We start from the raw sequence: 24,609 nt of genomic DNA on the forward strand, positions 1-24,609 counted from the left end.
CCACAACAACAACAACGACAACAACGCAGGACAGCGATTACCTCGGCCGCATGGCGCAGCTGACGGCCGAATTGAATCGCCATATTTTCTCGTATCACGTGCAGGACGCGCCGACCATCCCGGACGCCGAGTACGACCGCCTGTTCCGCGAACTGCAGGCGCTCGAAGCGGCCCACCCGGAAGCGGTATCGGTCGATTCGCCCACCTACCGCGTGGGCGCGACCCCGCTGCCGGAGTTCAAGCAGGTCACGCACAGCATTCCCATGCTGTCGTTGAATAACGGCTTCGAAGACGACGACATCGTCAACTTCGACCGCCGCGCGCGCGAAGGGCTGGAGGCGGACGACGTCGAGTATGCCGCCGAACTCAAGTTCGACGGCCTGGCGATCAGCCTGCGCTACGAAAATGGCGTGTTCGTGCAGGCCGCCACGCGCGGCGACGGCGCCACCGGCGAAGACGTCACCGCCAACATCCGCACGGTGCGCGCGATTCCGCTGCGCCTGCACGGCGAGACGGTGCCGGCGGTGCTGGAAGTGCGCGGCGAAGTTCTGATGTACAAGGCCGATTTCGCCAAGCTCAATGCGCGCCAGCGCGACGCCGGCCAGAAAGAATTCGCCAATCCGCGCAACGCCGCCGCCGGCAGCCTGCGCCAGCTCGACTCGCGCATCACGGCCACGCGCAGCCTGCGCTTCTTCTCGTACGGCGTGGGCGCGCTGGAAGGCGCCGACATGCCCGAATCGCATTCGGCCCTGCTGGACTGGTACCAGACGCTCGGCCTGCCGGTATCGAGCGAGCGCGCCGTGGTCACCGGCGCCCAGGGCCTGATCGACTACTACCGCGACATCGGCAAGCGCCGCCCGACCCTGGCCTACGAAATCGACGGCGTGGTCTATAAAGTCAACCGCCTCGAACACCAGCAAAAACTCGGATTCGTGTCGCGCGCGCCGCGCTTTGCCATCGCCCATAAATTCCCGGCCGAAGAAGCGCTGACCCAGGTGCTCGACATCGAAGTGCAGGTCGGCCGCACCGGGGCCATTACCCCGGTGGCGCGGCTGGCGCAGGTCAATGTGGGCGGCGTGAACGTGACCAACGCCACCTTGCACAACGAAGGCGAAGTGCGGCGCAAGGATATCCGCATCGGCGACACGGTCATCGTGCGCCGCGCCGGCGACGTGATTCCCGAAGTGGTGTCGTTCGTGGCCGAGCGCCGCCCGGCCGACGTACGCGAGTTCGTCATGCCGGCCAATTGCCCGGTGTGCGGCTCGCCCATCGTGCGCCTGGACGACGAAGCCGTGGCGCGCTGCTCGGGCGGCTGGACCCATTGCAGCGCCCAGAAGAAGGGGGGCCTGATGCACTTCGTGTCGCGCCGCGCGATCGACGTCGAAGGGCTGGGCGACCAGTTGATCGAACAACTGGTCGACAAGGGCCTGGTCAACACCGCCGCCGACCTGTACACGCTCGACAAGGCCAAGCTGGCGGGCCTGGACCGCATGGCCGCCAAGTCGGCCCAGAACGTGATCGACGCGCTCGAAAAATCGCGCGACACCACCATGGCGCGCTTTATCTACGCGCTCGGTATCCGCAACGTCGGCGAGTCGACCGCCAAGGCGCTGGCCCAGCACTTCGGCAACCTGGAGGCGCTGCTGCACGCGGCCAGCTTCGAAGCCGGCCTGCAACTGCTGGAAGTGCCCGACATCGGCCCGATCGTGGCGCGCTCGATCAGCGAATTCTTGACCGACGCCGACAACCTGGCGCTGGTGCGCACCATGGCCGGCGTGCTGCGCTGGAAGGAAGGCGAGCATGTGATGAAAAACACCGGCGCCATGGCCGGCAAGACGTTTGTCATCACCGGCACCCTGCCGACCCTGTCGCGCGACGAAGCCGGCGCACTGGTCGAAGCCGCCGGCGGCAAGGTATCCGGCTCGGTATCGAAAAAAACATCGTACGTCGTTGCCGGGGCGGATGCCGGCAGCAAACTGGCCAAGGCGCAGGAGCTCGGCATCACGCTCCTCGACGAAGCGGCCCTTCTTTCACTGCTGGCGACAGCATCTTCCACGGAACCGAATCAAGATGAATCCAGTTAGAAAAGCAGTCTTTCCCGTAGCCGGTCTGGGTAGCCGTTTTCTGCCGGCCACCAAGGCCCAGCCGAAGGAAATGCTGCCGATCGTCGACAAGCCACTGATCCAGTATGCGGTCGAAGAGGCAGTCGCCGCCGGCATCACCGAAATGATCTTCATCACGGGCCGTAACAAGCGCGCCATCGAAGACCATTTCGACAAGGCCTACGAACTCGAATCGGAACTCGAAGCGGCCGGCAAGGAAGCGCTGCTCGAGTTGGTGCGCAACGTCATCCCGAAGAACATCAACTGCATCTACATCCGCCAGTCGGCGCCGCTGGGCCTGGGACATGCGGTGCTGTGCGCGCGCCCGGTGGTGGGCGACGAGCCGTTCGCGGTGCTGCTGGCCGACGACTTCATGGACACCGATCCGGGCGAGCGCCCGGTGCTGGCCCAGATGACCGACGTCTACGCCTACGAGCAATGCAGCGTGCTGGCGGTGCAAGAGGTACCGCGCGCGAACACGCGCCAGTACGGCATCGTGAAAGCCACCTCGTACCGCGAAAACCTGGAGCTGGTGTCGCAGATCGTCGAAAAGCCGATGCCGGAAGTGGCGCCGTCGACCCTGGCGGTGGTGGGGCGCTATATTTTGTCGCCCAAGATTTTCCGCTACCTGGAGCACATCGGCACTGGCGCCGGCGGCGAAATCCAGCTCACCGACGGCATCGCCGCGCTGATGGCGGCCGAACGCGTGCTGGCCTACCGCTATGCGGGCCAGCGCTACGATTGCGGCTCCAAGCTGGGCTACCTGACGGCGATGACGGCCATGGGCCTGAAGCACCCTGAAACCGGCGAGGGCTTCCGCACCTTCCTCGAACAACTTCACCGCGAGCAGAACTTCTCATGACGGTCCGCGAAATTCTCAAGATGGGCGATCCGCGCCTGCTGCGCGTGGCCGAACCGGTCACCGAGTTCGGCACGCCGGCCATGGACGCCCTGATCGCCGACATGTTCGACACCATGCACCATGCGAATGGGGCCGGGCTGGCGGCGCCGCAGATCGGCGTGAACCTGCAGCTGGTGATTTTCGGCTTCAAGGACAATGGCCGCTATCCCGACGCGCCGGCGGTGCCGCAGACGGTGCTGATCAATCCCGTGCTCACGCCGCTCTCCGACGAACAGGAAGAGGCTTTCGAAGGCTGCCTGTCGGTGCCGGGACTGCGCGGCAGCGTGCCGCGCTTTACCCGCCTGCGCTACGAAGGCGTGGACCAGCATGGCAATCGCATCGAGCGCGAAGTCGATGGCTTCCATGCGCGCGTGGTGCAGCATGAAGTCGACCACCTGCTCGGCATCCTGTATCCGATGCGGATCACGGATTTCAGCAAATTTGGCTATACGCAGGTCATGTTCCCCGACCTCGATCCCGACGAAGACGATTAATCACCATGATATTGAAAAATTTGACAGCCCTTGGCCTGGCGCTGCTGGCCTGCGCCCCGGCGCTGGCGGAGGATGCGGCCACGCCCGAGGCCAAGGCGTTCGACGGCAGCGCAAAACGCAGCCAGCTGTGGCTGACCAGCGGCTTTGCGACCTACCACTTCCAGAGCGACAAGGACCTGAACGGGCGCAATCCCGGGCTTGGCGTCGAGTATCGCCTGTCGGAAGACTCGGCGCTGACGGCGGGGCGCTTCTTCAACAGCGACCGCCAGCACTCGAAGTACGCAGGCGTGTATTACCAGCCGCTGTCGTATATGGGCGTGCGCTTCGGCGCGGTGTTCGGCGGCTTTGACGGCTATCCCAAAATGCGCGACGGCGGCTGGTTCCTCGCTGCGATTCCGACCGCCACGTTCGAATACAAGCGCGTGGGTGTGAACGTGGCGGTGGTGCCGACCTATAAAGACCGGCTGCATGGCGGGATTTCGGTACAGCTCAAACTCAAGCTGTTCGAGTAAGCCTTACTTGAGATGCTGCGCGAAAAATGCCCGCGTCCTGTCGTTGGCCTGCGCTGCCGCTTGCGCGTCGAAGTGCATCCCGTTCCAGCGCGCGAAGGCGTGGTTCTGGCCGGGATAGGTAAACAGGTGCACCAGCGGGTTGCCCTCGGCGGCCCTGGCGATGGTGGCGCGCGCGTCCGCCGAAATGTATTCGTCGGCTTCGCCCAGGTGCATCATGAGCGGGCAGGCGAGCGTCTTGAAGGCGTCGACGTGCTTCTCGGTGCCGCCGCCGTAGTAGGCCACGGCGGCGTCGGGTTTGGCGCGGGTGGCCGTGAGAAAAGTCAGCAAGCCTCCCATGCAAAAGCCCATCACGCCGGCCTTGCCGGTCGCACCGGGCAGCGCGCGCGCCGCCGCCAGCGTGGCGGCGATGTCGTCGACGCCCTTGTCGATGTCGAACGCCTTGTACAGCGCCATGGCTTTTTTCCATTCGGCGTCGCTTTTGTCGGTCAGTTGCACGTTCGGTTCGAGGCGCCAGAACAGGTCGGGGCAGACGGCGATGTAGCCTTGCGCGGCCAGCCGGTCGCAGGTCTCGCGCAGGTCGGCGTTGATGCCGAAGATCTCCTGCAGGACGACGATGATTGGTGCCGGCGTGGCGGCCGGGCGGGCGACATAGGCGCCAAAACCGCCATCCGGCGTGTCGATGGTGATGCGTTCGTTCATGTGCTGCCTCCTCTCGGTAGTGAGGAGGCGATCATGGCACAAACCGGCAAATCGGCTCGCCCGCCTAGCAGGCGGGAATCCTAGGCCAGCGTTATGCAGACCGACTTGGGTTCCCGCCTGCGCGGGAACGACGCTCTAGCGCTTGGTTCGCCCCAGTGGATCGCCCTTGTTCCAGGTCGGCATGCTTGCCGCATTCGCCACGTCGTATCCCAGGTTGAGCGTGAACTGCGCCTGCTGCACCATGCCGCGCAGATCCCAGGCCGGGTTGTACTCGTCGCTGACCTGATGGTAGTGATCCTTGAAGCCCACCATCTTCGCGCTGGACGCGCCGTGGTCATGATCGAACTCGAAGCTGCCGTCGCCCGAGAACACGGCCGATCCCACATTAAACGCCGGCACGCCCGCTTTCGCGAAATTGAAATGGTCGGCGCGGAAGTACGCTCCTCCCAGGTCGGGCATCGGCGGCGCCAGACGCAGCCCCATCGCCCGGGCCACCTTGGCGGCGCTCGCTTGCAGGCTGCTGCGCTCCGCGCCGGCCACGCCGATGTCGCGCGTGAGGCCCACAAAATTCATGCTGTCCAGGTTCAGGTCCGCCGCCGTTTTCGCCAGCGGCCAGAGTGGCTCGCGCACGTAAGCGAGGCTGCCGATCAGGCCTTGTTCCTCGGCGCACGGCCACAGGAAAATCTGGGTGCGCCTGGCCGGCTGGCGCACCGCCGCCTGCGCCATCGCCAGCAGCGCCGCCGAACCGGAGGCGTTATCGACCGCGCCATTCCAGATGTGGTCTGGCTTGCCGTCACCGCTGTCGATGCCGAGATGGTCCCAGTGCGCCGAGTAGATCACGGCCTGCTCCTTGAGCTTGGGATCGGTGCCGGGCACGATGCCGGCCACGTTGAACTGTTCGACCGGGCGGATCGCGCTGTCGACGGCGACCTTGGCGCGCGCGTTCAGTTCGACCGCCTTGAAGCCGCGTACTTCGGCCTTGGCCCGCAGCGCATCGAGATCCTGGCCGGCGGCGGCGAACAGGGCGCGCGCGGTGTCTTCCTGCAGCCAGCCTTGCAGCGCGTTGCCGGCGCCGGCCAGGTGGAACTGCTCCTTGCTCATGCCGTTGGCGGGCACGCTCCACGGGTAAGATGCCGACTCGGTGGTGTGGATCAGCAGCACGCCGGCCGCGCCACGGCGCAGCGCCTCGTCGTACTTGTACATCCAGCGCCCCGGATAGGTGAGCGACTTGCCGCCGAAGCGGTTCGGTTCCGCCGCCGTCGGCTTGGGATCGTTGACCATGATGATCAACAGCTTGCCCTTGACGTCGACGCCTTTGTAGTCGTCCCAGTTTTCATCGTCGGCGCTGATGCCGTAGCCGACGAACAGCACCGGCGCATCGAAGCGCACCCTGGACTTGCCGCTGGCGTTGTTGAAGACGATCTCCGTACCCAGTTTCGGCGCGAGCGTCTTGCCGCCCACCTCGAAGCTGACCGCGCTGGTCGGCAGCGTCCTGGTGCCGATCATTTTCACGGACTGGCGGTAGCTCTTGCCGGCGCCGGGCAACAGGCCAATGGCGGCGGCTTGCGTTTCGAGGTAGCGCACGGCCAGTTCGCCGCCGCGCTGGCCGGTGCCGCGCCCTTCGAGCATGTCGTCGGCGAGGAAGGACAGGTGCGCGCGCAGCGGCGCTTCGGCGACCGTCGGCGTGGCGGCCGCGCCGGCGGCGCGTTTCTGGGCGAGGGCCGGGGCGCTGGCGAGGACGAGGCCGATGGCGAGTGCGGAAACGCGGCGCATTGATGCTCCAATGAAAATGTACAGGGAAAGCATCCTGCCATGAATGTGGCAGGGAAGCAATGCGGGTTCGCCGCAGGCGCGGGTCGCCATGCGGGACGCTACGCAACTTGGTATTTACTTACGCGTCGTTTATCAATTACAATTTTGCAACTTTGGCGGCCCGTGGGCATGCCAGGAGATTGCCCCATTCCCTTGTCGCCATTTATGCCGTAGCCAGCCTGATCGGAAAACCCGCATGATTCATCTCTCCGCCGCGCTCGTGACGACCTACGGCCTGCTGGCGCTCGCTGTCTGTTCGCTGTGGCTCGCGCCCGTCAAGCTGCGCTCCGGATGGAGCGTGGCGCCGTGGCTGTGCTTGCTGGTACTGGCCTGCGCCAGCGGGGTGGTGACCGGCCTCTTGTCGCTGCCAGCGATCGGGGCCATCGTCGTCCTGGGCGCGCTGGCGTATGCCGCGCGGCGCAGTCGAAGCGGGCCGCCGCAGGTGCTGTTGATGGTGGCGATGGGGTGCATGATGGTGGCGATGTCGATGCACCTTTTTCCGGGTTTCGTCAATCCGCCGCTGGTGACCGACCTGCTGATCAGCGCGGCGGCCAAACCAGTGACGCAGCGGCTCAATTTCGATACGGCCGCCGCCGGCCTGATCCTGTTCGCGCTGTTTTGCGTGCCCGCGCGCACCCGCGAGCAGTGGCGCGAAGTCGGGCGGCATTACTGGATCATCCTCGGCACGCCACTGCTCGTGCTGCCGGTCGGGCTGCTGGTCGGTTATGTCGATGTCGACTTCAAGCTGCCCGCGTACACGCCGCTCTTCGTTGCGCTCAATCTGCTGTTTACCTGCGTGACGGAGGAAGCGTTTTTCCGTGGCTTGATCCAGGGCCAGTTGACGCGGGCGCTGGGCCGCTGGAAGGCGGGTCCGCTCATCGCCATGTGCGTGGCGGCGCTCCTGTTCGGGCTTGCGCACGCGCGCGGAGGGTGGCTGTTCGTCGGCCTCGCGACCCTGGCCGGGCTCGGCTACGGCTATGCCTACCTGCGCTCGCAGCGCATCGAAACGGCAATCCTGGCGCACTTGGCGCTCAACAGCATTCATTTCCTTGCATTTACCTACCCACGGCTGGAGGCGGTGTGATCTTGCGGGCTCGCGCGACGACCCGTTTCGCATGATCAATTCCCCAATTTTATTGTTGCGATAATTCTTTATCGCTGGCAACATGCTTTCTAAGCGGGCACTGCTTTAACTGTCGCGCCGGATGCCTTTTTTCGAAACCATGTCAGTGATAAGGATAATTTTATGAAACAGTACAGCGCCGAGTTTCTCGGTACATTCTGGCTCGTGCTCGGCGGTTGCGGCAGTGCCGTGCTGGCGGCGGCGTTTCCGGGCGTCGGCATCGGCTTGCACGGCGTCTCGCTGGCCTTCGGCCTGACGGTGCTCACCATGGCCTACGCCATCGGCCATATCTCGGGCTGTCATTTGAACCCGGCGGTGTCGATCGGCTTGTGGGCCGGTGGGCGCTTTCCGGCCTCCAAACTGCTGCCGTACATCGGCGCCCAGGTCATCGGCGCCATTGCGGCCGGTGGCGTGCTGTATATCATCGCCAGCGGCGCCGCCGGCTTTGATGTCAGCAAGGGTTTTGCGTCGAATGGCTACGGCGCGCATTCGCCGGGCGGTTACTCGATGCTGGCCGCGCTGGTGACGGAAGTGGTGATGACGATGTTCTTCCTGATCGTCATCATGGGTGCGACCGACAAGCGGGCGCCGGCCGGCTTTGCGCCACTGCCGATCGGGCTGGCATTGACCCTGATTCACCTGATTAGTATTCCGATCACCAACACCTCGGTCAATCCGGCGCGCAGCACCGGCGTGGCGCTGTACGTGGGCGATTGGGCGGTCGGGCAACTGTGGCTGTTCTGGGTCGCGCCGATCGTTGGCGCCGTGCTGGGCGCGCTGGTCTACCGCTTCATTGCGAGCGAAGAGCCGCAAGCCGCCGCTTCCGCGGCGAACAAGCCGGCCTGATCGCCAGCCTCCTCCCGCTTGCGCCTGTGTTGCCGCGATCGATGCCGATCAACAGCCGCGCACAGGAAAACAGCCCAACTGTTTGACGATGCGTTGCGGTTTTCGTTATCGAATCACAGAACACTGGGGTGAGGAATCAAAAACCGATGCTGGTCTTGCGCGCGATAATTGACGCGGCCATCCAGTGCGGCATCCGCCTCGGATACGCCGTTCTGCCCAGAACGTTTCCTGCAGTTGCACAGGCAGTAGCGAATCGGATGCACGCTTGTGGCGTACACCCGCGGTTATTTCATAGGTGGAATTGGTTGATGACTACGAGCTTTCAAATAGTTTGCGGTCCAGTTATGCGAACCGCATTGCGCGAAGCGAGGTCGGCGCTTGCGTTTGAGGTGGAGGGCGGTTCGGCGATGCGATGAGTGGAACCGGGTATCATTCCGCCAGGGAGCAATAACGCACCGCGAACAAGAGATTGGATTTTTTATGGTCATAGTGACTCACAGCGGCAAGTTTCACGCCGACGACGCATGGGCTGTTGCAGTGCTGAAGATATTGTTTCCGCAGGCGGAGGTTGTACGCACGCGCGATGCGGCACGGGTCGAGGCGGCTGACTTTGCCGTCGATGTCGGCGGTATCTGGGACGCCGCCACGGGGCGCTTCGACCATCACCAAAAGGGTTTCAGCGGCGCGCGCCAGACGGGCGTGCCCTACGCAAGCGCGGGATTGGTGTGGAAGGAATACGGGGCACGCTGCGTGAGCGCGCTGGCGGCGGCGCATACGGGCCATCGCTTGTCGGATGACGAGGCGGCCGAGATGGCATGTTCAATCGACGCCGATGTCGTGCAGTACCTGGACCTGTCCGACGTGGGTGCGGCCAAGAATGCGCCGGGCGGCTATGGCCTGTCGGCGGTGGTGTCCGGGTTTAATCCGAACTGGCTCGACGAACAAAGGCTGGGCTACGGCGACGCCGATGATGCCTACCGGCTCAGTCAATTTACCCGCGCCATGGACATGCTCACCGACATCATGACCAATGCCGTGAAATACCGCGTCGGCGTTTTGCTCGCGGTGGAGCAGGTGAGGCAGGCCGAAGTGCTGGAGGAGGGCAGGGTACTGTTCCTGCAAAATGGCGCAGTGCCATGGGGGCAAGTGGTGCGCGAGGAAATGCCGGCACTGCTGTTCGTCATGAGTCACAATATTGCCGAGCAGCGCTACATGATCCACACAATTCCGGTCAGCCCCGACAGCTTCAAGGCGCGCGCGGATTTGCCGGAGGCATGGGCCGGCTTGCGTGACGCGCAGCTGGCCGCGGTGACCGGGGTTGAAGATGCCGGCTTCTGCCACAATGGCCGGTTCATTGCGTCGGCCAAGTCGTATGAAGGTATACGCCGCATGGCGTCCCTGGCGCTCGAAGCGCTTAAGCACCAGCGCGACGTCTAAGTAAGTGCGCATAAATTCTTGTAATTTCTAGCTTCCATAAGCGGCGCCTTGCTGCGTTGCCCACCGCTAGCAGTGCTCGCACTGCGTCGCGGCGTGCGCCTTGCAAGGCATCCGCTTCTGTTCGCTATAAATCACAATAATTTCTGCACACTTACTTAGCACTTCACCATGGCTGCCACGCAATTGCTCGATCGCGTCAGAACTGCTCGTCGGGCCGCAGGTAACGCCACTGCCCGACCGGCAAATCGCCGAGCTTGACCTTGCCGATGCGCACGCGCTTGAGGCCGATTACTTTCAAGCCCACCATGTCGCACATGCGGCGGATCTGGCGCTTCTTGCCTTCTCGTAATGTGAAGCTGAGCTGGTCGTCGTTCTGCCAGCGCACCTTGGCCGCCAGCAAGGGTTTGCCGTCCATCCAGAGTCCGAAGCACAGTTTCTTCAGGTCCGATTCGGGCAGCTTGCCTTCCTTGGTGTACTGCACGCGCACCAGGTATTCCTTTTCGATGGCGGTATCCTGCCCGATCAGGGTCTTGGCCACGCGCCCGTCCTGGGTGAGGATCAACAGGCCGACCGAGTCGATGTCGAGCCGTCCGGCCGGCACCAGCGAGCGCAGCTGGGTCGGGTGGAAGGTTTCCGGCGACGGGTCGTCGGCCCAGCGGTTCTCGGCCTTGATCAGCGCGATCGCCGGTGTGTAGCCGTCCTCGGCCTGGCCGCTGACATAGCCCATCGGCTTGTTGATCAGTACGGTAACGCGCTTGGATTGCTCGGCCGCGGCCTGGCGCTCGACCGTGATTTTCTGGTGCGGCAGCACTTTGCTGCCCAGTTCGGAGATGACCTGGCCATCGACCCGCACCCAGCCGCGTGCGATCCATTCATCGGCTTCGCGGCGCGAAGAGAGCCCGAGTTCGGACATGCGTTTGGAGAGGCGTACTAATTCAGTCATGGCTTGCTTTGCTAAGGTTACGTAAAAGGGTTTCTGGAAAGGGAATTCTGCAACGCTACACGCGCAGCACGTCGATCAGGTCGGTTTCGAGCTGGATCTGGTTGCGCGCGTTGTTGAGCACGGCGCCATCGACCAGGAACACGTCTTCGACCCGCTCGCCCAGGGTCATGATCTTGGCCGTGTGCAGGTTGATGCGGTAGCGCGTGAGCACGTTGGCGATCGCGTACAGGAGCCCGGTGCGGTCGTTGGCCGCGATCGAGAGCAGGTAATACTGGCCGCGCTCGTCGGGCCGCAAATCGACCGTCGGCGTGATCGGGAAGGTGCGCGACAGGCGCGACAGGCGTCCGCGCGTCGGGGCCGGCAAGGGCGCCTGCGAGGTCAGCAGTTCGCAGATTTCGTGCTCGATCAGGTTGATGATGTCGCGGTAGCTCTTGGCGAAGCTTTGCTCGGTCACCATGAAGGTATCGAGCGCGTAGCCGTGTCTTGTCGTGTGGATCTTGGCGTCGAGAATGCTGAAATTCTTGCGGTCGAAATAGCTGCAAATGCGCGCGAACAGGTCGGGCTGGTCCTTGACATAGACCGCCACCTGCAAGCCTTCGCCGATCGGCGCCAGGCGGCATTTGACGACCGGCTTGCCGCTGTTGAACTTGTCCCACAGGCAGCGCGTCTGCCAGGCGATGTCGGAGGCGTCGTGGCGCAAGAAATAGGCGACGTCGAGTTGCTTCCAGAAGTCGACATGGGCGATGTCGGGCAAGCCGTACAGGCGCAGGGTGGCCATCGCTTCTTCCTGGCGGTTCTTCAGTTCGCGGTCGGCCGAGTGCGGCTCGCCGCCCAGCACGCGCAAGGTGATGCGGTACAGGTCTTCGAGCAGCTTGGCCTTCCACGCATTCCACACCTTGGGGCTGGTGCCGCGAATGTCGGCCACCGTCAGCAGGTACAGCGCGGTCAGGTGGCGCTCGTCCTTGACCACTTTGGCGAAGGCTTCGACCACGTCCGGGTCCGACAGGTCCTGCTTTTGCGCGACCTGCGACATGGTCAGGTGATTCTCGACCAGGAACACCACCAGTTCGGTGTCTTCCGAGCCGATCGCGTGTTCTTCGCAGAACTGGGCGGCGTCGACCGTGCCGAGCTTGGAATGGTCGCCGCCGCGGCCTTTGGCGATGTCGTGGAACAAGGCCGCCACATACAGCAGCCAGGACTTGCGGAAGTTGGCGATCAGCTGGCTGCAGAAGGGATACTCGTGCGCGTGCTCGGTCATCGTGAAGCGGCGCATGTTACGCACTACCATCAGGATATGCTGGTCGACCGTGTACACATGGAACAGGTCGTGCTGCATCTGGCCCACGATGCGGCGAAAGTTCGGCAGGTAGCGCCCCAGGATGCTGGTGTCGTTCATGCGCCGCAGCGCGTGCACCAGGCCCACCGGCGCTTGCAAGATGCGCAGGAAGAGGGCGCGGTTGACCGGGTCTTCGCGGAACTTGGCGTCGATCTCGAAACGCGCATGCCACAGCGCGCGCATGGTGCGCGCCGTCATGCCCTTGAGGTGCGGGTGCCCGGTCATCAGCACGAACACTTCCAGCACCGTCGAGGGCTGCCGGGTGAAGGTGTCGTCGTGGGCGATGTCGATCAGGCCGTTGACATCGTTGAAGCGCTCGTTGATCGCCTCGGCCTCGTTGGCCTCGGGGAATAGCTGCGCTTCGATATTTTGCAGCATGATGGTGTTGAGCTGGGTGACCGTCTTGGCCGCCCAGTAGTAGCGCTGCATCAGGTATTCGCTGGCGCGGCGCGCGTTGATGCCTTCGCCGGTGGTTTTCAGGCCGAAGCTTTCGGCGATCGGCGTTTGCACGTCGAACACCAGGCGGTCTTCGCGCCGGTTGGCGTGCAGGTGCAGGCGCACACGGATATCTTTAAAGGCGCGTTCCTTTTCCATCAACTGGCGCGCTTCGGTCTGCGTGATCAGGCCGCGCGTGGCCAGCTGGCTCCACGAGTTGGCCAGCCCGGCCGCCTTGGCCACCCACAGGATCACTTGCAGGTCGCGCAGGCCGCCAGGGCTTTCCTTGACGTTCGGCTCCAGGCTGAAGGCCGTGTCTTCGTACTTGGCGTGGCGCAGGCGCATTTCGGCCGCCTTGGCGTGGAAAAACGCTTGCGGGTCGAGCGCGTCAAGGTAGCGCTCCTGCAACCGCCCGAACAGGAGCGCATCGCCGCACACCAGGCGCGCCTCAAGCAGGCTCGTTTGCACGGTGATGTCGGCCTTCGACTCGCTCATGCACTCGTCGATGGTGCGGATGCTCGAGCCGATTTCCAGGCCCAGGTCCCACAGCATCTGCACCAGCTCTTCCAGCTTGGCCTGGGTGATGGCGTCGGCCGGTTCCGACAGCAGGATCAGCAGGTCGACATCGGAAAACGGGAACAGTTCGCCGCGCCCGTAGCCGCCCACGCCCACCAGCGCGGTGGAGGCGGGCAGGCCGATCGTTTGCCACGCTTCGCTGAGCACCTCGTCGACGCTGTGGCGCAGGCCGCGCAGCAGCTTTTCGGGCTTGCCGTCGGCGCGGAAGGCGGCGATCAGCAGGGCCCGCTCCGCCTTCAGCCTTTGCTTGAGGAGGTCGCGGGACTGCTTCTTGAGCGCGGCGGCGGGCATGGCGGTGGGCGCTTTACGCCACTGCGGGCGCGGCGGCCTGGGTGATGAAGGCCGGCGGCGGCGGCGAGCCGGCCGAAACGGTCAGCACTTCATAGCCGGTCTCGGTCACCAGGATCGTGTGTTCCCACTGGGCGGACGGCTTCTTGTCCTTGGTCTTGATGGTCCAGCCATCACCCATTTCCTTGATTTCGCGGCGGCCGGCGTTGATCATCGGCTCGATGGTGAAGATCATGCCCGCTTCCAGGCGCTCCAGGGTGCCCGGACGGCCGTAGTGCAGCACCTGCGGCTCTTCGTGGAAGACCTTGCCGATGCCGTGCCCGCAGAATTCGCGCACCACGCTGTAGCCATTCTTTTCGGCGTGCTGCTGGATCACGTGGCCGATGTCGCCCAGGTGCGCGCCCGGCTTGACCTGGGCAATGCCGAGCCACATGCATTCGTAGGTGACTTCGTTGAGGCGCTTGGCCAGGATCGACGGTTTGCCGACCAGGAACATGCGGCTGTTGTCGCCGTGGTAGCCGTCCTTGATGACGGTGATGTCGAGGTTGACCATGTCGCCATCCTTGAGCGCCTTGTCGCCCGGGATGCCGTGGCAGATCACGTCGTTGACGGAGGTGCAGATGGCTTTCGGGTAGGGCGTGTAGCCCGGCGGGCAATAGTTCAGCGGGGCCGGAATGGTGCCCTGCACCATCACCATGTATTCATGGCAAAGACGGTCCAGTTCGCCGGTGGTGACGCCGACCTTGACGAAGGGCGTGATGTAGTCGAGCACTTCGGAGCCAAGACGGCCGGCGATGCGCATGCCTTCGATGTCGGCGGGGGTTTTGATCGAGATGTTGGACATAAGTTGGCAATCAGCAATGAAACAGTAAGATTGAGTAACAGCGGGACGATGCGGCGAAAACCCGTGCAAATATGGCGACCATTATAAGGGATAACGACCGCTTCGTTCCCGCACGCCCGTCGTCTCTGGCATTGCCAGACCCGACTTCCCGCGCCAAGGCGGCCCTCGGCGGGAACCTAAGTTGTCGCGCAGCCACTCAATTGCGAACTTGGGTTCCCGCCTGCGCGGGAACGACGGGGCGAATAGGCTGCGTGGGACTTGAAAAATTCCCACATTCCGGTTAGAATCTCGGGTTGCTTGAATTCGCTTTCGAGCAACGTTGTTTAAGTAATGCCACAAATCTTGTTAAAATCGCGAATCCGGTCGCAAAGGGTGCCTGTATGGTGACTGACCGGATTCCAGACCCAACCCTGGAGAATTACATGTCCGTAACAATGCGTGAAATGCTGGAAGCCGGTGTCCACTTCGGTCACCAAACCCGTTTTTGGAACCCAAAAATGGCGCCGTTCATTTTCGGCCACCGCAACAAGATTCATATCATCAACTTGGAAAAGACGATGGGTATGTATCAGGAAGCCATGAAAACCATCAAGCAAGTCGCGTCCAACCGCGGCACGATCCTGATGGTCGGCACCAAGCGTCAAGCGCGCGAAATCATCGCCGCTGAAGCTGCACGCGCCGGCGTTCCTTTCGTCGACCAGCGCTGGTTGGGCGGCATGCTGACCAACTTCAAAACCATCAAGACCTCGATCAAGCGCCTGAAAGACATGGAAGCGCAAGTTGAAGACGGTTCGGTTGAGAAGCTGTCGAAAAAAGAAGGCCTGATGTTCCAACGCGAAATGACCAAGCTGCAAAAGGCCATCGGCGGTATCAAGGACATGGGCGGCGTTCCTGACGCAATCTTCGTCGTCGACGTCGGTTACCATAAAGGCGCGATCACCGAAGCCGGCAAGCTGGGCATCCCTGTTATCGGCATCGTCGATACCAACCACTCGCCAGAAGGCGTGACCCACGTCATTCCAGGCAACGACGATTCGTCCAAAGCGATCATGCTGTACGCCCGCGGCGTTGCCGATGCGATCCTGGAAGGCCGTGCAAACGCCTCCAACGAAATCGTTGAACTGGTTAAATCGGCTGGCGACGAATTCGTCGAAGTCTCCGAGCAAGCGTAATTGCTTCAGGCGCCCCTGAGGCGCCGCGGAAATCAAAAGGGGTAGCAGCAGCTCCCCCTTTTTTTTAAACAGAATATGTCACAAATTTAGGAGAAACACATGGCAGCGATTACAGCAGCGATGGTAGGCGAACTGCGCGCGAAAACCGACGCACCGATGATGCAATGCAAAAAGGCACTGACCGAAGCCGATGGCGACATGGCGCGTGCGGAAGAAATCCTGCGCGTCAAACTGGGCACCAAAGCGACCAGCAATGCTACCCGCATCACCGCTGAAGGCGTTGTAGCAACCTTCATCGCTGGCAATATCGGCGCCCTGGTTGAAGTCAACAGCGAAACCGACTTCGTCGCCAAGAACGACGACTTCCTGGCCCTGGCGAACAATGCCGCGCGCCTGGTTGCCGAAAACAACCCGGCCGACGTCGCCGCCCTGCTGGCCCTGCCACTCGATGGCAAGACCCTGGACGAAGTGCGTATCGCTCTGATCGGCAAGATCGGCGAGAACATGACGATCCGCCGCTTCCAGCGTTTCGAAACCACCGCCAAGCTGGCCTCGTACCTGCACGGCACCCGTATCGGTGTCGTGGTCGACTTCGATGGCGCCGACGAGCAAGTTGGTAAAGACGTGGCCATGCACATCGCCGCCATGAAGCCAGTGTCGCTGTCGTCGGAGCAGGTTCCTGCCGAACTGATCGAAAAAGAGCGCTCGGTTGCTGCTCTGAAAGCTCAGGAAGATGCGGACAAAGCCGTTGCCGAAGGCAAGCCGGTACAATCGGCTGAAATCCTGGCCAAGCGCCTGGAAGGCTCGATCCAGAAGTATCTGAAAGAAGTCTCGCTGCTGAACCAATCGTTCGTCAAGAACGACAAGCAGTCGATCGAACAGATGCTGAAAGAAAAAAGCACCAGCGTGAAAGCATTCACGATGTATGTTGTCGGTGAAGGCATCGAGAAAAAGCAAGACGATTTCGCTGCAGAGGTTGCGGCGCAAATGGCTGCTAACAAGCAGTAAGTGTGAAAGCGGGCCGGAAGGCCCGTTTTTTTAATCTGCGCACATGAAAGTGTGCGCACGGCAAGACCGAATACAAACCGTCATTTTTTGGAGCCCACCCCCATGTCGAAACCAGCCTACAAACGCGTACTCCTGAAATTGTCTGGCGAAGCACTGATGGGCGATGATCCTTACGGCATCAACCGCGCCACGATCGAGCGCATGGTCGCCGATGTCGCGGAAGTGGCGAACCTGGGCGTGGAACTGGCCGTCGTCATTGGCGGCGGCAACATCTTCCGCGGCGTCGCACCCGGCGCCCAGGGCATGGACCGCGCCACCGCCGATTACATGGGCATGCTGGCCACCGTGATGAACGCGCTGGCCCTGGCCGACGCCATGCGCCACGTCGGCATCGTCGCCCGCGTCATGTCGGCGATTGCCATCGAACAGGTGGTCGAGCCCTACGTGCGCCCGAAAGCGCTGCAATACCTGGAAGAAGGCAAGGTTGTCGTGTTCGCCGCCGGCACCGGCAACCCGTTCTTCACCACCGATACCGCCGCCGCCCTGCGCGGTTCGGAAATCAGCGCCGAAATCGTGCTCAAGGCCACAAAGGTCGATGGTGTCTACACCGCCGACCCGAAAAAGGACCCGAACGCCACCCGCTACGAGTCGATTACCTTCGACGAAGCCATTTCCAAGCACCTGCAGGTGATGGATGCGACCGCGTTCGCGCTGTGCCGCGACCAGAAACTGCCGATCAAGGTGTTCTCCATCGTCAAGCCGGGCGCGCTCAAACGCGTGATCATGGGCGAAGACGAAGGTACACTGGTACACGTTTAATTATCATTACGAGCTACAGGAGAGCAGCATGACTATCGCTGACGTCAAGAAAAACGCGCAAGAGCGCATGAACAAGTCGATCGACACCCTTAAAAGCGATCTGGCCAAGGTCCGTACCGGCCGCGCCCACACCGGCATCCTCGATCACGTGATGGTCGATTACTATGGTTCGGCCACCGCGCTGACCCAGATCGCCAACGTGACCCTGATCGACGCCCGCACCATCGGCGTGCAGCCGTGGGAAAAGAAGATGCTGACCACCGTCGAAAAGGCGATCCGCGACGCCGACCTCGGTCTGAATCCATCGTCGCAGGGCGACATGATCCGCGTGCCGACCCCGCCGCTGACCGAAGAACGCCGCAAGGAAATGGTCAAGCTGGTCAAGAGCGAGGCGGAAGATGCCAAGATCGCGATCCGCAACATCCGCCGCGACGCCAACGAATCGCTCAAAAAGCTGGTCAAGGACAAGGCTTGCTCGGAAGATGACGAGCGTCGTGCATCGGAAGAAATCCAGAAACTGACCGACAAGTTTGTCATCGATGTCGATAAACTGGTTGCTGAAAAAGAAAAAGAAGTCCTGACAGTGTAGAGTCGGGGAAAGCGCGAAGGCAGGGTCTGCCCACGCTGAGGCGGACCCGGCGTCCGCTTCCCATGCATTTGTTCAAGATAGTCTGGATTTATGATCTATAAAAGTTCGACGACAGCAGTACCCGAAGTGGCCCGCGTGCCGCGTCACGTTGCGATCATCATGGACGGCAACGGCCGCTGGGCCACCAAGCGCTTCCTCCCGCGCGTGGCCGGCCACGTCAAGGGCGTCGAAGCCGTGCGCGGCTGCGTCGAAGCCTGCATCCAGCGCGGCATCGAGTACCTCACCCTGTTCGCCTTTTCCTCCGAAAACTGGCGCCGCCCCGAAGAAGAAGTCTCGCTCCTGATGCGCCTGTTCGTCACCGCGCTCGAACGCGAAGTGGCGAAGATGCACGCAAACAATATTCGCCTGAAAGTCGTCGGTGATTTGTCGCGCTTCGATTCCAAGCTGCAAGACATGATCGCCTCGGCCCAGCGCCGCACCGCCAACAACACGCGCCTGACGGTGACCATCTGCGCCAATTACGGTGGCCGTTGGGACATCATGCAGGCCACCAGCAAGATGGTTGCCGCCAATCCCGGCCTGACTGCCTTCCGCGAAGAACAATTGGCCGAGCACCTGGCCATGGCCTACGCGCCCGAGCCGGACCTGTTCATCCGTACCGGCGGGGAAGAGCGCATTTCCAACTTCCTGCTGTGGCAACTGGCGTATTCCGAGCTGTATTTTACCGATACCTACTGGCCCGATTTTTCGATCGAGTCCCTGGACGCGGCCATCGCGTCCTATCAAAACCGGGAGCGCCGTTTCGGGCGCACCGGCGACCAACTGGCTGGAAAGAAAAGCTGATGCTAATTACCCGGATCATCACCGCTGTCGTCTTGCTTGTCGTCTTGCTGGCGGTGCTGTTTGGCGGGTATTACCCCGCCTTTGCCGCGGTGGTGCTGCTGTTCCTCACGGCCGCCGTCACCGAAAGCTTTCAGCTGTTCAAGTCTTCGCGCAAGCAAGCCTTCCTGGTCGCCCTGTTCTGGAGCGCCGCGTTCGCCTACGCTTTCCTGTACAAGGACAACAGCGCGGTCAAGTTCTGGTTCGGCCTGTCGACCCTGCTGTGGCTGTTCCGTTTCGTGCCGGCGCTGAAAACCGGCTTGCCGCCGCCCGAAGGCGGGCGCAACACCATGCTGGCGACCATGTACGCCGTTTCCATCGTCGCCTGTTTCGCCGCCATCGTGCTGTTCTTCAAGCATTCCGCCGTGTACTTGCTGTCGGTCATGGCGCTGGTCTGGATCGCCGATATCGGGGCCTATTTCTCCGGCAAGGCTTTCGGCAAGCGCAAGCTGGCGCCGACTATTTCCCCAGGTAAATCGTGGGAAGGCGCGATCGGCGGCGGCATTGCCGTGCTGATCCTGTCGAGCCTGTTGATCATGTTCGCCGGCCCGCTGCTGGCCGATACCTTCCCGGTTCACCTGCACGCCAAACTGGGCTGGGGCGGCGCCCTGGCGGTGCTGGTGGTGCTCGTTGCCGCCAGCGTGGTGGGCGACCTGGTCGAATCGCAGCTCAAGCGCCGCGCCGGCGTCAAGGACAGCAGCAACCTGCTGCCCGGCCATGGCGGCGTGCTCGACCGTATCGATGCGCTGGTACCGGTCATGCCGCTGGCCGCCCTGATTTACACCGGGATGCTGTGAACGTAGTTTGATAAAAAGTTTGAAAGAACGCCTATGCAACGCATCACCATTCTAGGCGCGACCGGTTCGATCGGCGTGTCCACCCTGGACGTGCTTGCACGCCATCCCGACAAATACCAGGTGCTTGCGCTCAGCGCGCATGCCAGGGTGGAAGAACTGGCGGAACAGTGCGCGCAGTTCCGTCCGGCGCGCGCCGTGGTCGGCAGCGCCGACGCGGCAACGCGCCTGAGCGCCTTGCTGCGCGCACGCGGCCTCGATCATATCCAGGTCGAACACGGCGAAGCGGCGCTCTGCTCGATCGCTTCCAGCGCTGAAGTCGACACGGTCATGGCCGCCATCGTCGGCGCCGCCGGCCTGGCGCCGACCCTGGCGGCGGCCCGTGCCGGCAAAAAAATTCTTCTCGCCAACAAGGAAGCGCTGGTCATGTCCGGCCAGTTGTTCATGGACGCGGTGCACCAGCACGGCGCCACCTTGCTGCCGATCGACAGCGAGCACAACGCGATTTTCCAGTCGCTGCCGCAAGCGTATGCGCGCCAGCCCGGCGCGGCCGGCGTGGCCAAGATCTTGCTGACCGCGTCCGGCGGCCCGTTCCTGAACCGCGCGGTCGAGACGCTCGAACACGTCACGCCCGACGAAGCCTGCAAGCATCCGAACTGGTCCATGGGGCGCAAGATCTCGGTCGACTCGGCCACCATGATGAACAAGGGCCTGGAAGTGATCGAGGCGCACTGGCTGTTCGGCGCGCCGGCGTCCTTGATCGAAGTGGTGATCCATCCGCAAAGCGTGATCCATTCGATGGTGTCGTACGTGGACGGCTCGGTGATCGCCGAACTGGGCAACCCCGACATGCGCACCCCGATCGCCAACGCGCTCGCATTTCCTGAACGCATAGAATCCGGCGTGGCCCAGCTCGACCTGACCAGCATCGGCACCTTGCAGTTTTACAAGCCGGATTTTGCGCGTTTTCCCTGCCTGGCGCTGGCCTTCGAGTCGCTTGAAGCGGGCGGCACCGCGCCGGCCCTGCTCAACGCCGCCAATGAAGTGGCGGTGCAAGCCTTTTTGGAGCGCCGCATCGGTTTCCGTGATATCGACCGCGTGATCGCGCGCGTCATGCACGAGAACGCGCACCACGCCGCCAGCAGCATCGAGGCCGTGATGGACTGCGACGCCCGCGCCCGCGCCGCCGCCCAGGCCATCGTCGCCGGCCTCGCCAGATGACTTTATTCACCACCATCCTGGCGTTCCTGTGCTCGCTGGGACCGCTGATCATCTTCCACGAACTGGGCCACTACACGGTGGCCCGCCTGTGCGGCGTCAAGGTGCTGCGCTTTTCGCTCGGCTTCGGCAAAGTGATCTGGTCGCGCCGCTTCGGCGCCGACCAGACCGAGTGGGTCATCTCGATCCTGCCGCTGGGCGGCTACGTGCGCATGCTGGACGACCGCGATCCCGGTACCCGCGCCCTGTCCGAGGCCGACCAGGCGCGCGAATACACGCGCAAGAGCGTCTGGCAGCGCATCGCCATCGTGGCCGCCGGCCCGGTCGCCAATTTCCTGCTGGCGATTGCGGTGTTCGGTGGCCTGTACATGGTTGGCATGGACGAGATCGGCACCCGCGTGCGCGGCATGGAAGCGAGCACGCCCGCTTACCAGGCCGGCCTGCGCGGGGGCGACCGCATCGTCGCCGTCAATGGCGCGCCGGTCGCCACGTACGCCGAACTGCGCTGGGAAACCCTGAAGGCCGTGCTCGATAAAGGCGGCGTGCGTTTCGACGTGGCCCAGCAGGGCGGGGCGCGCTACAGCGCCACCTTGCCGCCGGCTGCGCTGGCTGGCAAGAATGTCGAAGGCGACCTGCTTGGGGAACTCGGCATTTCCACCTTCCTGAGTCCGGTAACGATCGGCAAGATTCCCGATCCGGCCGGCCCGGCGGGACGCGCCGGCATGCAGCCGGGCGACCGCGTGCTCAGCATTGACGGTCAAGCGGTGCCGGACGGCGCGGCGCTGATGAAACTGGTCGGCCAATCGTGCGGGCGCACCCTGCAATTCGTGATCGAACGCGGCGGCCGCAGCTTGAGCCTGACGGTCACGCCGGAACTGAACAAAGCTACTAATATCTCGCGCATCAATGCCCAGATCATCTCGTCGCCGGAGATGGTGAAGGTCACCCTGGGGCCGCTTGACGCCATCGCCGCCGGCGCTGCGACCACCTGGCAGCAAAGCGTGATGAGCCTGAAGATGATCGGCAAGATGGTGACAGGGCAGGTCTCGCTGGCGAACCTGACCGGCGTGGTCACGATTGCCGACTACGCCGGCAAGACCGCGCGCCTGGGCCCGATTGAATTTTTAAGCTTCATCGCCGTCGTCAGCGTCAGTCTCGGGGTGATGAATCTGTTACCAATTCCGGTTCTGGACGGTGGGCTTTTGCTGTATTATTCGCTGGAAGTTTTGACCGGGCGCCCCCTGCCGGGCCGGATAGTCGAGCTGGCGCAGTATGCCGGCATGGCGTTGCTGGTGATGCTGATGGGCCTTGCGCTCTTCAATGACGTGAACCGCCTGACGCAACCGGCGCCCACGCCTCCCGCGAATACATATATACGTTGTCCAAACGATTGACCATTGAATAACCCCAATGAAATTAAATTCTGAACGTTTTGCCTTGCCTTTCTTTCGTCGCAGCTTAATCGGCGCTGCCGTCCTGGCGCTGTGCGCCGGACAAGCCCTCGCAGTGAACCCGTTCGTGGTCAAGGATATCCGGGTCGAGGGCATCCAGCGTACCGAAGCCGGTACCGTGTTCAGCTACCTCCCGGTGCGCGTGGGTGAAACGTTCAACGACGAAAAGAGTATCGCCGCCATCAAGGCCCTGTACGCGACCGGCTTCTTCAAGGACGTGCGCCTGGAAGAAGAAAAGGGCGTGCTGGTCGTGCTGGTCGAAGAACGGCCGGCGATTGCCACGGTCGACTTCACCGGTACCAAGGAATTTGAAAAGGACGTGCTGGTCAAGGCGCTCAAGGAAATCGGCGTCGGCGAGACCAAGATTTTCGATAAGGCGTCGGTCGACCGCGCCGAGCAGGAGCTCAAGCGCCAGTACCTGTCGCACGGCCTGTACGGCGTGAAGATCACCACCACCGTCACCCCGATCGAACGCAATCGCGTCACCGTCATGTTCAATGTCGACGAAGGCGAGGTCGCGCGCATCAAGCAGATCAGCATCGTCGGCAACAAGACCTTCTCGGACAAGGAACTGCGCGAAGTGCTGCAACTGGGCACCTCCGGCTGGTTCACCTGGTACACCAAGGCCGACCAGTATTCCAAGACCAAGCTGACCGGCGACATCGAGTCGATCAAGTCGTTCTACCTGAACCGCGGCTACCTGGAAGCGAACGTCGAATCGACCCAAGTGTCGATCACGCCCGACAAAAAAGACATCTACCTGACGATCAACATCACCGAAGGCGAGAAGTACACCGTCTCCGGCATCAAGCTCGAAGGCGAAATGTTCGGCCGCGAGGACGAGCTGAAAGAACTGGTGCGCCTGCGCGAGGGCCAGACCTACTCGGGCGAGCTGCTCACGCTGAGCAACAAGCTCATTTCGGACCGCATGGGCACCTTCGGCTATGCGTTCGCCAACGTCAATGCGAACCCGGAAATCGACCGCGAAAAGCGCCAGGTGGCGTTTACCTTCTTCGTCGACCCGGGCAAGCGCGCTTACGTGCGCCGCATGAACATCGCCGGCAACACCACCACGCGCGACGAAGTCATCCGCCGCGAGTTCCGCCAGTTCGAAGGCTCCTGGTACGACGGCAACAAGATCAAGATGTCGCGCGACCGCGTCGACCGCCTCGGCTACTTCAAGGAAGTGACCATCGACACGCCGGAAGCGCAGGGCACCTCCGACCAGGTCGACGTGAACCTGACCGTGGTCGAAAAACCGACCGGTAACTTCCTGATCGGCGGTTCGTTCTCGCAGGCGGAAAAATTCACCTTCACCGCGTCGATCCAGCAGGCCAACTTTGCCGGCAGCGGCAACACGGTCGGCATGGAGCTCAACACCAGCGACTACAGCCGCACCATCGCGCTCTCGCACACCAATCCGTACTTCACCGAAGACGGCGTGTCGCAGCAGTTCGAACTGTATTTGCGCACCCTGAACCCGCCGGCGCTGAACCAGGGCACCTACAAGGTCAAGCAGACCGGTGGCCGCGTGAGCTACGGCGTGCCGTTCTCCGAAACCGACACCGTCTACTTCGGTATCGGCATCGAACGCACCACCATCGAAACCGATATCACCAGCCCGACCCGTTACCAGGACTACGTGCGCCAGATTACCGGCATCGAGAGCGGCATCGGCAGCGCCACCACCAACGCCTTGCCGCTGACGGCCGCCTGGCAGCGCGACAGCCGCGACAGCGCGATCACGCCATCGGCCGGCCGCTACCAGCGCGCCAACCTGGAACTGGACGTGGCTGGCGACACCAAATACTACCGCATGATCTACAACCATGAATGGTTCCGTCCGTTGACCAACAAGATCACCCTGGCGCTGCGCGGTGAATTCGATTACGGCCACGGCATCAAGGGTAGCCCGTACCCGGTCTTCAAGAACTTCAACGGCGGCGGTATCGGTTCGGTGCGCGGCTACCTGAGCTCCTCGCTCGGCGTGGTCGACCGCAACGGCGACGCGGTCGGCGGCGCCAAGCGCATCATCGGCAATGCCGAACTGCAGATGCCTTTCCCCGGCAGCGGCACCGACCGCAGCCTGCGCTGGTTCGGCTTTGCCGACGCCGGCCAGGTCTACAGCGAAGACCAGAAAATGCGCCTGAACGAACTGCGTTATTCGGCAGGTCTGGGCGTGAGCTGGATTTCGCCGGTCGGCCCGCTCAAGTTGAGTTATGCTAAGCCTTTGAACGCGAAACCTGGCGATCGCCTGGAACGCTTCCAGTTCCAGATGGGTACCGGTTTCTGATCGCTAACGCGACCGTTTCCATTTTAGATTGCGGAGAA

Annotated in this window: 21 protein-coding genes; 16 read left to right on the forward strand and 5 right to left on the reverse strand. The window is 62.7% G+C overall.

The window, feature by feature from the left end:
- The first annotated feature begins 50 nt into the window (after window positions 1–50).
- Genes ligA through F0185_RS19625 form a run of 4 tightly spaced genes read left to right on the forward strand, consistent with a single transcriptional unit; the run spans window position 51 to window position 4,009 of the window.
- On the forward strand, window positions 51–2,084 hold the full coding sequence (gene ligA, locus F0185_RS19610; RefSeq protein WP_167227357.1) for an NAD-dependent DNA ligase LigA: 2,034 nt from the start codon (window positions 51–53) through the stop codon (window positions 2,082–2,084).
- The gene (gene galU, locus F0185_RS19615; protein WP_167082006.1) at window positions 2,071–2,964 is read left to right on the forward strand and encodes a UTP--glucose-1-phosphate uridylyltransferase GalU; all 894 of its coding nucleotides are present in this window, start codon (window positions 2,071–2,073) and stop codon (window positions 2,962–2,964) included. The genes ligA and galU overlap by 14 nt, the downstream gene beginning before the upstream one ends.
- The gene (gene def, locus F0185_RS19620) at window positions 2,961–3,497 is read left to right on the forward strand and encodes a peptide deformylase (RefSeq protein ID WP_167227235.1); all 537 of its coding nucleotides are present in this window, start codon (window positions 2,961–2,963) and stop codon (window positions 3,495–3,497) included. Before galU ends, def begins: the two co-directional genes overlap by 4 nt.
- 5 nt (window positions 3,498–3,502) lie before the next feature.
- Window positions 3,503–4,009 (forward strand): hypothetical protein, encoded by a 507-nt coding sequence (locus F0185_RS19625; protein WP_229477100.1) that lies wholly within the window; start codon window positions 3,503–3,505, stop codon window positions 4,007–4,009.
- A 3-nt stretch (window positions 4,010–4,012) separates the two neighbouring features.
- Here the strand turns inward: F0185_RS19625 and F0185_RS19630 are convergent, their stop codons facing one another.
- Both F0185_RS19630 and F0185_RS19635 read right to left on the reverse strand, forming a co-directional pair.
- Window positions 4,013–4,708: a dienelactone hydrolase family protein gene (locus F0185_RS19630; protein ID WP_167227237.1), complete on the reverse strand. Its 696-nt coding sequence runs from the start codon at window positions 4,706–4,708 to the stop codon at window positions 4,013–4,015.
- A 135-nt stretch (window positions 4,709–4,843) separates the two neighbouring features.
- Window positions 4,844–6,481: a M28 family peptidase gene (locus F0185_RS19635; RefSeq protein WP_167227239.1), complete on the reverse strand. Its 1,638-nt coding sequence runs from the start codon at window positions 6,479–6,481 to the stop codon at window positions 4,844–4,846.
- Between the two features lie 235 nt (window positions 6,482–6,716).
- On the opposite strand from F0185_RS19635, the gene F0185_RS19640 reads away from it, so the two are divergent.
- The 3 genes from F0185_RS19640 to F0185_RS19650 all read left to right on the forward strand — a co-directional run bounded on the left by F0185_RS19640 (window position 6,717) and on the right by F0185_RS19650 (window position 9,926).
- Complete coding sequence (locus F0185_RS19640; RefSeq protein ID WP_167227241.1) at window positions 6,717–7,604, forward strand: CPBP family intramembrane glutamic endopeptidase; 888 nt, start codon at window positions 6,717–6,719, stop codon at window positions 7,602–7,604.
- A gap of 162 nt (window positions 7,605–7,766) precedes the next feature.
- Window positions 7,767–8,489 (forward strand): aquaporin Z, encoded by a 723-nt coding sequence (gene aqpZ, locus F0185_RS19645; RefSeq protein ID WP_167227243.1) that lies wholly within the window; start codon window positions 7,767–7,769, stop codon window positions 8,487–8,489.
- A gap of 480 nt (window positions 8,490–8,969) precedes the next feature.
- On the forward strand, window positions 8,970–9,926 hold the full coding sequence (locus tag F0185_RS19650) for an MYG1 family protein (RefSeq protein WP_167227246.1): 957 nt from the start codon (window positions 8,970–8,972) through the stop codon (window positions 9,924–9,926).
- A 196-nt stretch (window positions 9,927–10,122) separates the two neighbouring features.
- On the opposite strand, the gene F0185_RS19655 is transcribed toward F0185_RS19650, so the two are convergent.
- From F0185_RS19655 to map, 3 genes are read right to left on the reverse strand one after another with little or no spacing between them, the layout of a single operon-like run.
- Window positions 10,123–10,869, reverse strand: coding sequence for a pseudouridine synthase (locus F0185_RS19655; protein ID WP_166891137.1), 747 nt, complete (start codon window positions 10,867–10,869; stop codon window positions 10,123–10,125).
- 55 nt (window positions 10,870–10,924) lie between these two features.
- Complete coding sequence (locus tag F0185_RS19660) at window positions 10,925–13,507, reverse strand: [protein-PII] uridylyltransferase (protein WP_167227248.1); 2,583 nt, start codon at window positions 13,505–13,507, stop codon at window positions 10,925–10,927.
- A gap of 13 nt (window positions 13,508–13,520) precedes the next feature.
- Window positions 13,521–14,348 carry a type I methionyl aminopeptidase gene (gene map / locus F0185_RS19665; protein ID WP_167227250.1) on the reverse strand — a complete coding sequence of 276 codons (828 nt, stop codon included), beginning with the start codon at window positions 14,346–14,348 and terminating at the stop codon, window positions 13,521–13,523.
- A gap of 422 nt (window positions 14,349–14,770) precedes the next feature.
- Between map and rpsB the strand changes: the two genes are divergently transcribed.
- The 9 genes from rpsB (at window position 14,771) to bamA (ending at window position 24,571) form a co-directional block, all read left to right on the forward strand.
- Window positions 14,771–15,520, forward strand: a complete 750-nt coding sequence (gene rpsB, locus F0185_RS19670; RefSeq protein ID WP_054262917.1) for a 30S ribosomal protein S2 — start codon at window positions 14,771–14,773, stop codon at window positions 15,518–15,520.
- 99 nt (window positions 15,521–15,619) lie between these two features.
- Window positions 15,620–16,528 (forward strand): translation elongation factor Ts, encoded by a 909-nt coding sequence (tsf, locus tag F0185_RS19675; RefSeq protein ID WP_167227252.1) that lies wholly within the window; start codon window positions 15,620–15,622, stop codon window positions 16,526–16,528.
- Between the two features lie 102 nt (window positions 16,529–16,630).
- The gene (gene pyrH / locus F0185_RS19680; protein ID WP_054262915.1) at window positions 16,631–17,347 is read left to right on the forward strand and encodes a UMP kinase; all 717 of its coding nucleotides are present in this window, start codon (window positions 16,631–16,633) and stop codon (window positions 17,345–17,347) included.
- A gap of 28 nt (window positions 17,348–17,375) precedes the next feature.
- The gene (frr, locus tag F0185_RS19685) at window positions 17,376–17,936 is read left to right on the forward strand and encodes a ribosome recycling factor (protein ID WP_167227254.1); all 561 of its coding nucleotides are present in this window, start codon (window positions 17,376–17,378) and stop codon (window positions 17,934–17,936) included.
- Window positions 17,937–18,026: 90 nt separating this feature from the next.
- Entirely contained in the window at window positions 18,027–18,779 is a 753-nt protein-coding gene (uppS, locus tag F0185_RS19690; RefSeq protein ID WP_166891152.1) for a polyprenyl diphosphate synthase, read from the forward strand.
- The gene (locus F0185_RS19695; RefSeq protein WP_167227256.1) at window positions 18,779–19,612 is read left to right on the forward strand and encodes a phosphatidate cytidylyltransferase; all 834 of its coding nucleotides are present in this window, start codon (window positions 18,779–18,781) and stop codon (window positions 19,610–19,612) included. Before uppS ends, F0185_RS19695 begins: the two co-directional genes overlap by 1 nt.
- A gap of 33 nt (window positions 19,613–19,645) precedes the next feature.
- Window positions 19,646–20,830 (forward strand): 1-deoxy-D-xylulose-5-phosphate reductoisomerase, encoded by a 1,185-nt coding sequence (gene ispC, locus F0185_RS19700; protein WP_167227258.1) that lies wholly within the window; start codon window positions 19,646–19,648, stop codon window positions 20,828–20,830.
- Complete coding sequence (rseP, locus tag F0185_RS19705; protein WP_167227260.1) at window positions 20,827–22,221, forward strand: RIP metalloprotease RseP; 1,395 nt, start codon at window positions 20,827–20,829, stop codon at window positions 22,219–22,221. The genes ispC and rseP overlap by 4 nt, the downstream gene beginning before the upstream one ends.
- Window positions 22,222–22,237: 16 nt before the next feature.
- Window positions 22,238–24,571: an outer membrane protein assembly factor BamA gene (gene bamA, locus F0185_RS19710; RefSeq protein ID WP_167227262.1), complete on the forward strand. Its 2,334-nt coding sequence runs from the start codon at window positions 22,238–22,240 to the stop codon at window positions 24,569–24,571.
- The last annotated feature ends 38 nt before the right edge of the window (window positions 24,572–24,609 follow it).

Source organism: Massilia rubra (assembly GCF_011682065.1).
Lineage (GTDB): Bacteria > Pseudomonadota > Gammaproteobacteria > Burkholderiales > Burkholderiaceae_D > Telluria_A > Telluria_A rubra.